At 73.4% G+C, this 13,148-nt stretch carries 12 protein-coding genes; 11 read left to right on the top strand and 1 reads right to left on the bottom strand.

Going from position 1 to position 13,148, the window contains the following annotated elements:
- The first annotated feature begins 617 nt into the window (after positions 1-617).
- Complete coding sequence (locus KLI87_RS30220) at positions 618-1,499, top strand: BTAD domain-containing putative transcriptional regulator (protein WP_156218572.1); 882 nt, start codon at positions 618-620, stop codon at positions 1,497-1,499.
- Between the two features lie 344 nt (positions 1,500-1,843).
- On the opposite strand, the gene KLI87_RS30215 is transcribed toward KLI87_RS30220, so the two are convergent.
- A complete protein-coding gene (locus tag KLI87_RS30215) occupies positions 1,844-2,695 on the bottom strand; it encodes an ester cyclase (protein ID WP_214619787.1) in 852 nt (283 codons plus the stop codon).
- Positions 2,696-2,902: 207 nt separating this feature from the next.
- Here KLI87_RS30215 and KLI87_RS30210 point away from each other — a divergent pair, with 207 nt between their 5' ends.
- From KLI87_RS30210 to KLI87_RS30165, 10 genes are all read left to right on the top strand, one after another.
- Complete coding sequence (locus tag KLI87_RS30210) at positions 2,903-4,102, top strand: NAD(P)/FAD-dependent oxidoreductase (protein ID WP_214619785.1); 1,200 nt, start codon at positions 2,903-2,905, stop codon at positions 4,100-4,102.
- Between the two features lie 91 nt (positions 4,103-4,193).
- Positions 4,194-4,916, top strand: a complete 723-nt coding sequence (gene ubiG, locus KLI87_RS30205) for a bifunctional 2-polyprenyl-6-hydroxyphenol methylase/3-demethylubiquinol 3-O-methyltransferase UbiG (protein ID WP_214619783.1) — start codon at positions 4,194-4,196, stop codon at positions 4,914-4,916.
- Positions 4,913-5,923: an ACP S-malonyltransferase gene (gene fabD / locus KLI87_RS30200; protein ID WP_214619781.1), complete on the top strand. Its 1,011-nt coding sequence runs from the start codon at positions 4,913-4,915 to the stop codon at positions 5,921-5,923. The genes ubiG and fabD overlap by 4 nt, the downstream gene beginning before the upstream one ends.
- Before the next feature lie 14 nt (positions 5,924-5,937).
- On the top strand, positions 5,938-6,405 hold the full coding sequence (locus KLI87_RS30195) for an acyl carrier protein (protein ID WP_214619779.1): 468 nt from the start codon (positions 5,938-5,940) through the stop codon (positions 6,403-6,405).
- Positions 6,406-6,445: 40 nt separating this feature from the next.
- Positions 6,446-7,213, top strand: a complete 768-nt coding sequence (locus KLI87_RS30190; RefSeq protein WP_156218567.1) for an SDR family NAD(P)-dependent oxidoreductase — start codon at positions 6,446-6,448, stop codon at positions 7,211-7,213.
- A 12-nt stretch (positions 7,214-7,225) separates the two neighbouring features.
- The gene (locus tag KLI87_RS30185) at positions 7,226-7,690 is read left to right on the top strand and encodes a 3-hydroxylacyl-ACP dehydratase (RefSeq protein ID WP_156218566.1); all 465 of its coding nucleotides are present in this window, start codon (positions 7,226-7,228) and stop codon (positions 7,688-7,690) included.
- Positions 7,687-8,958 carry a beta-ketoacyl synthase gene (locus KLI87_RS30180; RefSeq protein ID WP_214619777.1) on the top strand — a complete coding sequence of 424 codons (1,272 nt, stop codon included), beginning with the start codon at positions 7,687-7,689 and terminating at the stop codon, positions 8,956-8,958. Before KLI87_RS30185 ends, KLI87_RS30180 begins: the two co-directional genes overlap by 4 nt.
- Complete coding sequence (locus KLI87_RS30175) at positions 8,955-9,431, top strand: 3-hydroxyacyl-ACP dehydratase FabZ family protein (RefSeq protein WP_214619775.1); 477 nt, start codon at positions 8,955-8,957, stop codon at positions 9,429-9,431. The genes KLI87_RS30180 and KLI87_RS30175 overlap by 4 nt, the downstream gene beginning before the upstream one ends.
- Positions 9,428-10,714 carry a beta-ketoacyl synthase gene (locus KLI87_RS30170; protein ID WP_214619773.1) on the top strand — a complete coding sequence of 429 codons (1,287 nt, stop codon included), beginning with the start codon at positions 9,428-9,430 and terminating at the stop codon, positions 10,712-10,714. Before KLI87_RS30175 ends, KLI87_RS30170 begins: the two co-directional genes overlap by 4 nt.
- Before the next feature lie 26 nt (positions 10,715-10,740).
- The gene (locus KLI87_RS30165; protein WP_284734236.1) at positions 10,741-13,146 is read left to right on the top strand and encodes a beta-ketoacyl-[acyl-carrier-protein] synthase family protein; all 2,406 of its coding nucleotides are present in this window, start codon (positions 10,741-10,743) and stop codon (positions 13,144-13,146) included.
- Positions 13,147-13,148 lie beyond the last annotated feature (2 nt).

Genomic DNA, 13,148 nt, shown 5'->3' with positions numbered 1-13,148 from the left:
GTGAGGACGACCGTTCACGTGCTGCGAGCATCCATGCCGCCTCCGACGACCGTGTGAAAGCCGTCACACCGCCGTTCGGGGACGGCGTGGCACCGGCTCGCGAGCGCCATTGGGATCGGTCCAGTGGAAAATGGTTCAAAAAGTAACCATGCCGCCGGGGGTAATCCACATCGGTCACGCGCGTTCGCCATTACCGCAGGAAGAACAGTGAATCGGAGCGGCCGCCCCGGGGGAGAACATCCCGTAGATCCGTGGTCGGCGTCGATTGGCCTTCAGGACCGTCCGGCTGTACTCGAAGTTTTCCGCTCAGCCCCTAACGTCGGTCGCCAGTGCGCCTGCCGCCACGGCATCCGCAAGGTTCCCTTCGGACGGATACGGCAATCATGGCAGGACGTGACCGACCCGGCACTGATAGAAATTTTGACTTCTTGACAAAACGCAATAGCATGTATATCAGGAGGGGCAGTTGGCGAGGGGTAAGGGCTTGAGATGCGATCGGATATTCGATCACATCTGGCCTCGCCGCGAACCTCTGCCGCGGAATTTGCGTCTACCGCCACATTGATTCCGCGCATCGTCAGGTCGGGGTGTACTGGACTTACTACGGGGGAAGCCCAGTGATCAGGTTCCAAGTGCTCGGTCCGGTCAAGATGTGGGTGCAGGACGCGCAGGTCGATCTCGGCCCCAAGCGCCAACGGAGCGTTCTCGCGGTGCTCCTCACCGAGGCCGTCGAGCCCGTTCCGCTTCGGTCGCTCATCGACCGCGTCTGGGGTGACACACCACCGGACCAGGCGCGCAACGTCGCCTACACCTATATCGCCCGCCTCCGCCGCATCCTGGCGGAGGCGACCGACAGAACCGGCACGCCCGTCGCCCTGCACCGCGACGACGTGGGATACCGCCTCTCGATCGCCTCGGACCAGGTCGACCTGCACCTGTTCCGCTGTATGGTGAAGCGGGCCAGAATGCTGCCCGCCGGCGCCCGGGAGCGGCGATCCCTGCTCGACGGCGCACTGCGACTGTGGCAGGGCGAGGCGCTGGCCGACCTCGACAACGAATGGGCCGTGCTCTTCCGGAACAACCTGCTCCAGTTAAGGCAGGAGACGCTCGCGGAGTGGGCGGACGCCGAACTGCGCGCCGGAGAGTGGGACCAGGTGATCGAGGACCTGCGCCAGGAACTCATGAAGGCGCCGATGGCCGAGCTGCTGCATGAACGCCTGGTCCGGGCCCTGTACGCGAGTGGGCGCCGAGCGGAGGCGCTCGTCCAGTACGAGGCGGTCCGGCAGGCCATCGCCGACGAGCTGGGCGCGGATCCCGGCCCCGACCTGCAAGAACTCCACCGGACGATTCTGCGGGGCGACCCGCTGCCGGCTCCGGGGCGTTCTTCGGCGCAGCCCTGCCAGCGAGGATGCCGCGGCTCGAAACGAACACGGGCGCACAGTCCGTCAGGGCAACCGCCGCTGCCTGGAAAGCCTCGATACGGAACCGACCGGCCCTGATCGGTGCCCGGTCTTCCGGTGCCGTGGCCGTGCTGAGCGCCCGGCCATGGCGAGTGAACACCCCGGGTCCCTGCGTGCGAACTCTTCAGCGTCGCGCGGGGGAGCGGCACGTCGGATGCGGGAGGCGGGCCGGTCGGGCAGGCGGAACGGTGCGGGTGTGCCGCCATTCCCGCCCCGTCACCCGCCGCTGACCGCCCGCGCCCCGGTCCCGCGTTCACCCGTTCCGTGTAGGGCGTCCGCACCATGCGGGGGGTCCGCACCATGCCGGGGCGCCGCGCGCGACGCGTGCGGTCGGTGGCGCACGCCTGGACGTCCGCCCCGGCGTTCTCGCTCCTACGCGGCGGTCAGCGCGGCGCGTCCTGGACGAGCTCGACGGGCACCGTCCAGGCATGCACGGCCGGAGTGGCGCCCCCGGCCAGTTCCGCCCACGGGTCCAGGCCGTGGAGCTCGGTGGCCACGCCGCGCAGCCAGGTGTCGAACGGTTCGGCGGAGTCCCGCAGCCGCCGTCCGGCGAGGCGCGGGTCCCGGGCCTCCAGGTAGTGGATGACGACGTCGGTCTCCCCGGCCCGCCGCAGCCAGAAGGACTCCCGGACGATCCCGGTGCGGCGCCGTGACTCCTCGTACTCGCGGAGCCGCGTGGACGCGAGCTCATGCCGCAGCGTCCGCCACCGCCCCTCGCACCCCGGCAGGAGGGGCAGCACGTTCACCGCGGGCTCGGCCGACGGGCCCGCGTTCTCCGCGGGACGGCCCGCCCGCGATCTGCGGCCCAGCCTCCGCATCCCGAGCGCCGCCAGCATGTTGGACTCCACGCCGATGCCCCACCGCTCGGCGATCAGCCCGTCCGCCAGCCTCCAGACGACGACCCCGCGGGAGGTGATGGCACGCCCGGTCGGCGCCGCGCCGAGGAAGTCGCCGAGGTGGGTGCCGCGCCAGGTGTTGTGGATGACGACGTAGTCCTCGTGCGCGCTCATGTCCTCGATCGTCACGTGCAGGTCGGGAAACCCCGCGCGCAGGCCCGCGATCGTGTGCTTCACGCCCGGCACGCTCGCCGGGGCGCCGGGCAGCGGCTGGTGGTCGATCATGTCCGGCCGGTAGATCTCGTCGACGATCGAGAAATCGCCCTTGTTGACGAACTCGTCGAAAACCCGTCGAATCGTTGCCTTGTTTCGCTCGGCCAGTGAGTGTTCGTCCCGCATTGTCTGTCCTCCCTGTGGTCAGTGAGCACGCTAGGCGGGACGAGTGGGCGGCCGACTTGAACCTTTCTTGACGGCCGCCTGCGGGGCTGGAAAACCAAATGGGCGCCAATGGTTCCGACCAGGTCTTCAAGGCGCAGTCAAGAAGCACAACAAGCTGGCGTGTCGAGAATGACGGTGGCAAGTCGTCCTTTTCGGAAGGGGGCCAGGATGTCCGACCGCTCACCGCGCATCCTGATCGCAGGCGGGGGCATCGGCGGTCTCGCCGCGTCGCTCGCGCTCCGCCGCAGGGGTTTCGAGACCCTCGTACTCGAACGCGCCGAGCGGTTGCGCGACGGCGGCGCCGGGCTGCACATCTGGAGCAATGGCGTGATCGCGCTGAACGAACTCGACGTGGCCGACCGGGTGCTCGAAATCGCACCGGTCCAGCAGACCTGCCATTTCAGCACCTGGCGCGGCGAGACGCTGGCGGCCTGGCCGGTCGGCGACTTCGTCGCCCGGTACGGGCAGCCGACGATCGCGGTCGAGCGATCCGTCCTGCACGGCGTGCTCAAGAAGGCACTCCCCGAGGACACGGTGCGCACCGGCGCGCAGGTGACCTCCTTCGAGAGCGGCCGCGCCGGAGTGAGCGTGCGCTTCGCGGACGGCGGCACCGAGCACGGTGACCTCCTGATCGGCGCGGACGGCATCCACAGCACGGTCCGGCGCGGCCTCCTCGGGCCGAAGCCGCCCCGTTTCACCGGCTACATCGCCTGGCGCGGCCGCGCCCGGATGGATCACCCGCTGATCCCGCCGGGGACGTTCAACGCGATCTTCGGCCCCGGCACCCGCTTCACCTACTACGACGTGGCGCCCGGCGTGGTGCACTGGATGAGCGTCGCCAACGGGCCGGCCGGCGGCAAGGACGGCCCGGCCGCGCTCCAGATGCTCACCGAACGGCACCGCCGCTGGGCGGGGCCCGTCCTGGACATCCTCAAGGCGACGCCCGAGGAGGACGTCATCCGCGGTGACGTCCTCGACCGCAGGCCGGACCGCCGGTGGGGGCGGGACCGGGTCACGCTGCTGGGCGACGCGGCGCACCCCATCACCTTCAACATCGGCCAGGGCGCGTGCCAGGCGCTGGAGGACGCGCTCGTTCTGGCCGAGCATCTGCGCGGAGGCGTCGCCGACCCGCGTGCCGCGCTGCGCGCCTATGAGGCGGAACGCCGGGCGCGGACCGCGCCCATGCAGCGCATCGCGCGCTGGATCGGGCGCATGGGGGCCGTCGAGAACCCGGCCCTGATCAGCGCCCGCGAGACCTTCATGCGCAAGAGCTGGGACACCCGCGCGTTCGCCGCCGCGGAGAAGAACCAGGTCGCCTACGGCCTGCGCTGGAGCCGGCCGGGCGCGTCCCGCTCCGAGGCCCGCTGATCCGGCGCCGCCGGCGCCCCGGCCCGCACGCCGACCGGCCGCGGCCGGTCCCGTACCTGACCACGCCTGCCGACACCAGAGGAGGGCCCCGATGCCGGAGCCGACCATGTCCGACGACTACTTCTTCTCTCCTTACGCGGATTCCTGGTGGAGCGACGACTCGAAGATGAACCCGCTGCGGTCGTTCAACCCTGAACGCTTCGCCTACTTCGACCGCTTCCTGGACGACTGGAAGGGCAAGCGGGTCCTGGACGTGGGCTGCGGCGGCGGCTACACCACCGAGTTCCTGCACCAGCGGGGCTCCCGGGTCTGCGGAGTGGATCCGTCCGCGAAACTCGTCGCGGCCGCCACCCGGCACGCCGACGACACCGACCGGGACATCTCCTACACCGTCGGCAAGGCTGAGGAACTGCCCTACCCGGACCGCTCGTTCGACGCCGTCACCTGTGTGGACGTCCTGGAGCACGTGGAGAGCCCCGCGCTCGCGGTGCGCGAGATCCACCGCGTCCTGGACGACGGCGGCATCTTCCTCTACGACACCATCAACCGCACTCTCAGGTCCCGGATCATGATGATCTGGCTTCCCGAGCGGGTGCTCGGCATCGTCCCGCGCGGCGCGCACGACCACCGCGACTTCATCACGCCCGACGAGATGCTCGGTCATCTGGGCGCGGCGGGCTTCGTCCCGCTCGGCCGGATGGCCGGCATCTCCATCCGCGGCCAGCGCAAGGACGGAAGCCTGCGGCTCAAGCCGACCCGGGACCTGTCCTCCCTCTACCTGGGCGCCGCGCGGCGGTTGGAGGGGCGAGGATGACGGCGGCGTCGGAGGCCGGCCCGGCTCCCGCCGGGACCGGCGCCCCGCAGCCGGTCATGGCGATGTTCCCCGGCCAGGGATCGCAGCGGGCGGGCATGGCCGCGCATCTCGTGCGCGACCACCCGCGGACGGCCGGCCGGGTCATGGCCGAGGCGGACGAGGCGCTCGGCCTGGCCCTGACCCGGCTGTGCACCACCGGGGAGACGGCCGAGCTCGGCCGGACGGAGATCACCCAGCCCGCGATCCTCGCCACCAGCCTCGCGGTGCTGGAGGTACTGCGCGCGGAGGCGGGCTTCACGCCGTCCGCCGTGGCCGGGCACAGCCTGGGCGAGTACGCGGCGCTGGTCGCGGCCGGGGTGCTCGGCCGCGCGGACGCGCTGCGGCTGGTCCGCGTCCGCGGCGAGCTGATGGCGGGCGTGGGACGGACGGTGGCCGGAGCGATGGTCGCGGTGCTGGGGCTGCCCTCGGCGCGGGTCGCCGAGCTGTGCGCGGACGCGGCCGCCGACGGGGTCGCCGAGGTGGCCAACTTCAACGAGAGCGACCAGACGGTGGTCTCCGGGCACCGTCCGGCGGTCGACCGGGTCGCGCGCCGCGCCCTCGACGCGGGGGCCGACCGGGTGGCGCGGCTCGACGTCTCGGCGCCGTTCCACTGCTCCCTGATGAACGGGATCAGCGAGGACTTCGGCGCCGCGCTCGACGGTGCCGCGTTCGCCGACCCGCGCACCACCGTGCTCAGTTCGGTGACCGGCACCGCGCTGCGCGATGGCGCCGAGGCGAGAGCGCTGCTGGGCCGGCAGCTGGCCGGCCCGGTGCGGTGGCGCGGGGTGCTGGAGGCCGCGCACGCCGCCGGGGTGACCGCCTACGTGGAGGTCGGCCCCGGACGCGTGCTCAGCGGGTTCGCCAACCGCGCCTTCCCGGGCTCGACGGTGCGCAGCACCAACGACGCCCGCCGGGTCTCGGCCCTGATCCGGGACCTGAACGACGACGAACGATCCACGAACCGATGAAAGGCCGATCACAGATGACCGACACGCTGACCGACTACCTGCTCGTCGTCCAGACCGCGACCGCCGACTCGCTGGGCATCGAACCGGACGAGGTGGTCCCCGAGGCGACGCTTCTCGACGACCTCGGCGCCGAGTCCATCGACCTGCTGGACGTCCTGTTCCGGATGGAGCGCGCCTCCGGTGTCAAGATCACCATCGCGGATATCGCCGGCCTGCTCCAGGGCGGCATCCCGGACGAGGAGTTCGGCGACGAGAACGAGGTCGTCAACGACACGGGGCTGAGCCACCTGGAGAAGGTGCTCCCGCAGTTCGACCGCGGCCAGCTCACCGAGCCGCTGACGGCCGACGGGGTCCTCGGCCTGTTCACCGTCGAGAACCTCACCAGGCTGCTCGCCTCGCGCGCGGCGGCCACGGGCTCCCCGGACACCGGCACCTCGAACACCGGCACGCCGAACACCGGCGCCCCGGCCGACGCCCCTTGAACCGCGACCCGATCTCACCGCAGGCCAGAACGGGGGCGAGATGAAACTGCATGATCGGATCGCGCTGGTCACCGGGGCGTCCCGGGGCATCGGCCGGGCCGTCGCGCTGGCGCTGGCCCGGGAGGGCGCGGCGGTGGCGGTCAACTACCGCTCGCGGGAGGAGGACGCCCTGGCGGTCGTGAAGGAGATCGAGGCGCTGGGCGGGCGCGCCGTCGCGCTTCGCGCCGACGTCGCCGACCCCGGCGCCGCGGCGGACCTCGTCGCCGCGGCGACAGAGAGCCTCGGCGGCCTGCACATCCTCGTGAACAACGCGGGGATCAGCGACGACGGGCTGGTCTACGGTCGGCCGCCCGGGGCCTGGCTGGAGGTCATGAAGGTCAACTTCGGCGGCGCCTACCACTGCACCAGCGCCGCGATGGGGCATCTCATGGCGCAGCGCGACGGGGCGATCGTCAACATCTCCTCCGTCATGGGCGAGCGCGGCTGGATCGGCCAGGCGAACTACTCGGCCTCCAAGGGAGCGCTCAACGCCTTCACCCGGTCCACGGCGGTCGAGCTGGCCCGGTTCGGCGTCCGGGTGAACGCCGTCTGCGCCGGCTTCACCCCGACGGACCTCGTCGGAAGCCTCCTTGAGGACGAGACCGGCAAACGGATCAAGAAGCAGGTGCCGTTGCGCTCGTTCGCCGCCGCGGAGCAGATCGCCGCGGTGGCGGTGTTCCTGGCCGGTCCCGACGCGGCGTACATGACCGGCGAACTCGTCCGCGCCGACGGCGGTTTCGCCGCGCAACTCGGCGTCGGCCGTCCCTGAACGGAGCGGGCAATGCGATTCCACCTGATCGACAGGATCGAGTCCTGGGACGCCGGGGAACGGATCTCGGCCCGGAAGGTGACCTCCCGGCAGGAGGCGCGGTGGGCGCCTGCCCTGTACCGCGGTCCGGACCGCGACCTGCTGCCCTTCGGCCTGACGCTGGAGGCGCTGTGCCAGGCCGCCACCTGGCTGGTCATGCTCAGCACCGGCCACCGCAGGCGGGCCGTGCTGCTGACCGTCGGCGAGGCCGTCGCGCACCGGCCGGTGCGCTTCGGCGAGGTGCTGCACATGACCGCCGTGGTCGAGTCGATGAGCGACGAGGCGGCCCTGGTGGGCGGCGTGGTCGCGGTGGACGGCGAACCCGTGCTGGAGGCGGCCGGGGTGCTGTGCGCGCTCCGCGCCGGCGCGGAACTGGAGGACCCCGCCGACACCCGGCGGATGGCGGGACAGCTGCTGGACGGAGGGCGGGTGCGATGAGACGAGTGGTCATCACCGGGGCGGGCGCCGTGACCCCACTGGGCAACGACGCCGCGGCCACCTGGGAGGGCCTCGTGGCCGGGCGCAGCGGGGTCGGCCCGCTGACCGTGTTCGACCCGACGGGGTTCCCCGTGCGGATCGCGGGGCAGGTGAAGGACTTCGACGCGGCGGCCGCCATCCCGGCGCGGGCCGACCGCCACCGGCTCACGCGCGCGGGACGGTTCGGCGTCGCGGCGCTGCTGGAGGCGTGGCGCGACGCCGGCGCGGTCGGGGACCACCACCCGGCCGGGGAGCGCGGCGTCGCGATGGGCGCGAGCGTCGGCCGTCCCGACGCGCAGTTCCTGGCCGACATCGCGACGCTGCGGGAGACGACCGGGCGGCCGGACGCGTTCCTCCGGCAGGCTCCCGGCACCACGCTCGAACACGACCAGAACCTGCCGCTGGTGACCATGACACGGTTGCTTTCGGCGACCGGGCCCGCCATCGGTGTGAGCACCGCCTGCTCGGGGTCGGGGCACGCGATCGGCGAGGCGTTCCGCGGCATCCAGGAGGGCGATGCCTCGGTCGTCGTCGCGGGCGGCTACGACTCGCTCGTCAGCTGGCTCGACCTGCTCGGGTTCAGCCTGCTCGGCGCGCTGACGGACCGCGGCAACGACACTCCCGAGACGGCGTCGCGGCCATTCGACGCGGACCGTGCCGGGTTCGTCCTCGGCGAGGGGGCCGTCTGCTTCGTCCTGGAGGAGCGCGGGGCGGCGCTGGAGCGCGGCGCCCGGATCCTGGGCGAGGTGCTCGGGTACGGGAGCACGCTGAACGCCTGGCGCATCACCGACTCGCCGCCGGACGGCTCGGGCGCGATCCAGGCGATGGAGAGCGCCATCGCCGACTCCGGCCTCGGCACCGGCGACATCGACTACGTCGTGGCGCACGGCACGAGCACGCACGGCAACGACCTGTCGGAGACCGTCGCGCTGAAGAAGGTGTTCGGCGACGACGTCCGGCGCGTGGTGGTGAGCTCGCCCAAGTCCATGGCGGGGCACCTGACGTCGGCGGGCGCGGCGCTCAACGTCCTGGCGGCGCTCGGCGCGATCCGCGAGTCGCGGGTCCCGCCGACGATCAACCTGGACACCCCGGACCGCCGGCTGGATCTGGACTACGTGCCGCACGAGGCCCGCGCGATGCCGGTGTCGGCGGTTCTCGTGAACGCGTTCGCCTTCGGCGGCAGCAACGTCAGCCTCGTCATCGGCGCGCACCGGGAGGACCAGCCGTGACACAGACCGTTCCGCCCGGGGCGGTCCCCGGGTTCGACCGGATCCTGGCGTTCGAGCCGGGAGTCCGCGCGGTCGCGGTGCGCAACGTCCCCGGGACCCTTCCGATCTTCACCACGCACTTCCCGCGGCGGCCGGTCTACCCCGGAGCGCTGCTCCTGGAGAACATGGCCGAACTCGCGGCGGCGGTGGCCGGCGCCGGCGCCTGGCGGCTGAGCGCGGTCATCGGGGTGCGGTTCCGGCACTTCGTCGCGCCGGGGGACCAGGTGGAGATCACGGCGGAGGCGGCGGGGGCCCCCGCCGGCCCGGACGGTGCCGTCACCACGTTCCAGGCGTCCGCCCGGGTCGAGGGACGGACCGTCGCGGACGTCCGGGAACTGGTCCTCCGCGACGACACCGCCGCCTCCCCGGGGGCCACCGGCCCGCACACGGCCGGTACCGGCACCATCAGCGAACCGAAGGGCAGGACGGCATGACCGACACCGCACACCGCGTCGTCGTCACCGGGCTCGGCGTCCTGACCGCGCTCGGCGAGGGCATGGCGGAGACCTGGTCGGGGCTGCTGGAGGGGCGCAGCGGGATCGGGCCCCTGCGCGCCTACGACCCGTCCCCGCTGCGCACCCGCATCGGCGCCGAGATCGCCGGGTTCGACCCGGGCGCGTACGCCTCCCGACGCACGCTCCGGATGCTCAACCGCGGCGACCGGTTGGCGCTCGCCGGTGCCTCGCTGGCCGTGTCCGACGCGGGTCTGGACGGCACCGGGGAACTCGGCTACCGCACGGGACTGTTCTTGGGCGGCAACAAGGAGATGCCGCGGATGGAGGAGCTCATCGGCGCGGTGGGGGCGGCCCGCGACGAGCGCGGCAGGGTCGACCTGGCCACGCTGGGCCGGACCGCGTCATCGCAGATCACGCCGCTGTTCTTCGTGGAGGGACTCCAGCCCGCGGCGGCCTTCCACATCTCCGCGAGGTTCGGGATCCGCGGGGCGAACGCCTTCTTCGCGGGCACCGCGGACGCCGGGCTGGCCGCGATCGGGCACGGGGCGCGCGCCGTGCGCCGCGGCGAGGCCGACGTGGTGGTCGCCGGCGGATACGACGACGCCACCTCGTGGTGGCCGATGTCGAAGATGGACGGCCTCGGCGTCCTCACCACGCGCAACGAGTCGGGCGACGCGGCGTTCCGGCCGTACGACGTCGACCGCAGCGGCTCGGTCTTCGGGGAGGGCGCGGCCCTGCTCGTCCTGGAGGAGCGCGAGCACGCGCAGGCCAGGGGCGCCCGGATCTACGCGGAGGTCACGGGCTACGGCGCCGGCAACGACGGCGTCGCCCCGCCGATGCCCGACCCCCGCGCCCGCGGGCTGTCCCGCGCGATCGGCAACGCGCTGCGCACCGCCGGGCGCGGCGTCCGCACCGACTACATCGCGGCGCACGGCTGCGCGACCCCGCTGGGCGACGTGAGCGAGACGCGGGCGCTCCATGACGCGCTCGGCGCCGCGGCCGCGGCGGCGGAGATCAGCAGCGTCAAGCCGCAGACCGGGCATCTGGTCGGCGGCGCGGGCGCGCTCAACGCGGCCGTCACCGCGATGGCGCTGCACACCGGCGTCGTCCCCGCCACCCGGAACCTGGAGACGCCGGGGCCCGGCTGCGATCTGGACTACGTCCCCGGCGATCCGCGCGACAGCCGTCCGGCCACGGCGCTGGCCCTGGCGCGCGGCTTGGAGGGACAGGCGGTGGCGGTGGCCATGGACGGTGTGCGGTGAGCCCGCAGGACTCGGAGAGGGACGGCATGACGGACACAACGGAAACGTCCGGTTCTTCGGCCGCGGAGCGGACCGGATCCGGGCGAACGGTGCGCGTGGTCGTCACGGCCGTGGGCGCCTTGACGGCCCAGGGCGCCGGCGCGGAGGCCCTCTGGGACGGCGTACGTGACGGGCGGGTCGCCATCGGCCCGGTGACGTCGTTCCCGATGGGCGGCTACCAGACGGAGATCGGGGGCGAGGTGCCCGACGGGGCCGCGCCGCGCCGCGTCCTGCCCGCCGGGCTCGACCTGCCCGAGCGGGAGGACGCCCTGGACTTCGCGCTCGCGGCGGCCGAGGAGGCGCTGGCCGCGTCCGGGCTGGCCGTCCAAGCCGACGGCACCGGCCCGGCGCGCGCGGGGGCGGTCGCCGCGCACCGGTTCGGCGTCGCTTTCGGCACCTGCAACGGCGGTCTGCGCACGGGCGAGCGTGTGCTGCGACGGCTCCGCACGGGCGGCGCGCCGGTGCGTCCGGGGGAGTGGCTCGTGATCCCGCCGCACGCCATCGCGGAGGGGCTGAGCGCCGTGTTCGGGCTCAAGGGCCCCTGCCTGTCCGTGAACACGGCGTGCGCGTCGGGCGCCCACGCGCTGGCGCACGCGCTGGAAGCGATCCGGGCCGGGCGGGCGGACGCCATGCTGGTGGGCGGCAGCGACGCGTTCACCGAGACCGGGTTCGCGGGGTTCAGCAGCCTCCAGTCGCTGTCCTCCCGACCGGCCGCGCCGTACTCCAAGGACCGGGACGGGCTGTCCCTCGGCGCGGGCGGCGGCATGCTCGTCCTGGTCGAGGAGTCGCTGGCGCGCGCGGCGGGCGCGCCGGTGCTGGCCGAGGTCCTCGGATACGGACTCTCCGCCGACGGCCACCACGCCACCGCGCCGCATCCCCAGGGAGAGGGCGCGGCGCGCGCCATCCGCGAGGCGTTGGGATCCGCCGGCCTGGAACCGGGCCAGATCACCTACATCAACGGGCACGGCACCGGCACGCCCAAGAACGACTCGGCGGAGAGCAACGCCGTCCGGGCGGCGCTCGGCGAGGCGGCCGAGAAGACGGCGTTGAGCAGCACCAAGTCGATGATCGGGCACCTGCTCGGGGCCGCCGGCGCGGTCGAGGCCGCCGTGACGGTCCTGGCGCTGCGCGACCAGGTCGTGCCGCCGACGGCGGGGTTCACCAGGACCGACCCGAGATGCGGGCTGGACCCGGTGCCCGGTGCGAGCCGTCCGACCGCGATGGACGCGGCGCTGTCGAACAACTTCGCGTTCGCCGGCGCCAACGCCTCGCTCGCCTTCGGCCGCCCCGGCAGCCCGCTGGCCGGACCGCCCCCGACCGCGACGGAGAAGGTCGTCGTCACGGGCATCGGCGTCATCAGCGCGTCCGGAGCCTCCGGCGCCGACCTGTGGCGCGCCTACCGCGCGGGCGAGAGGCCGGAGACCACCGACGGCGCACCGAGGTTCGCGCGCGTCGAGATCGACCCCCGGCGCGACGTCCCCCCACGGGAGCGCCGCCGCATGGACCGGCTCGGACGGCTCGCCGTCGCCGCCGCCCGCGAGGCGCTGGAGGACGCCGGCCTGGAGGGCGGCGAGCGCGTCGGCGTGATCGTGGGCACCGGCCTCGGGCCCATGCGCAGCGTCGCGGACTTCCTCACCCCCGTCCTGGCCGACGGCCCGGCGGCCGCGAACCCAGCGATCTTCCCGAACACCGTGTTCAACGCCGCGGCCGGGCAGGTCGCCATGGTCCTCGGCACCCGGGGGCCCACCTCGACCGCGACCGCGGGGCACGCCGCCGGCGCGTCCGCGCTGTGCGTCGCCCACGATCTCCTGCGCACCGGCCGGGCGGACGCGGTGGTGTGCCCGGCGGTGGACGAACTCTCCCCGGCGGTGCTGGAGGCGTACCGGGCCCTCCCGCTCTTCAGCGGCCCCAGCGGACGCCGCTACACCCTCACCGAGGGCGGGATCGCGCTCGTCCTGGAACGCGAGTCGGCGGCTAAGGCCCGAAACGCTCCGATCCTCGGCGAGTTCGCCGGGCACGGCTCCGCGTCGGACGCGCGCGGGATCGGGGCCTGGGCGCCGGACGGCGACGGCCTGCGACGCGCGATGCGGGCCGCGCTGGACGACGGCGGGGTCGAGCCCGGCGAGCTCACCGCGATCTGGGCCAACGCCGCCGGTCTCATGCCGGTCGACCGCCCGGAGACCCGGGCGGTACGCGCCCTCGCGCCCGGCTGCACGGTCGAAAGCCCCAAACGGCTCCTCGGGGAACCGGTGGGAGCCGGTGCCCAGCTGTCCGCCGCGCTGGCCCTCACCGGGTGGCGGAGCGGCGCCCCCGCCGGCCCGGTCCTCGTCAACAGCTCGTCGCTGGGCGGCACCCACTACAGCCTCGTGCTGCGTCCCCGAACGGAGATCTGATC

The sequence above is a fragment of the Actinomadura sp. NEAU-AAG7 genome (genome assembly GCF_018603865.1).
In the GTDB taxonomy this organism is placed as follows: Bacteria; Actinomycetota; Actinomycetes; order Streptosporangiales; family Streptosporangiaceae; genus Spirillospora; species Spirillospora litoris.
This window is presented reverse-complemented; position numbering and strand designations above follow the sequence as displayed.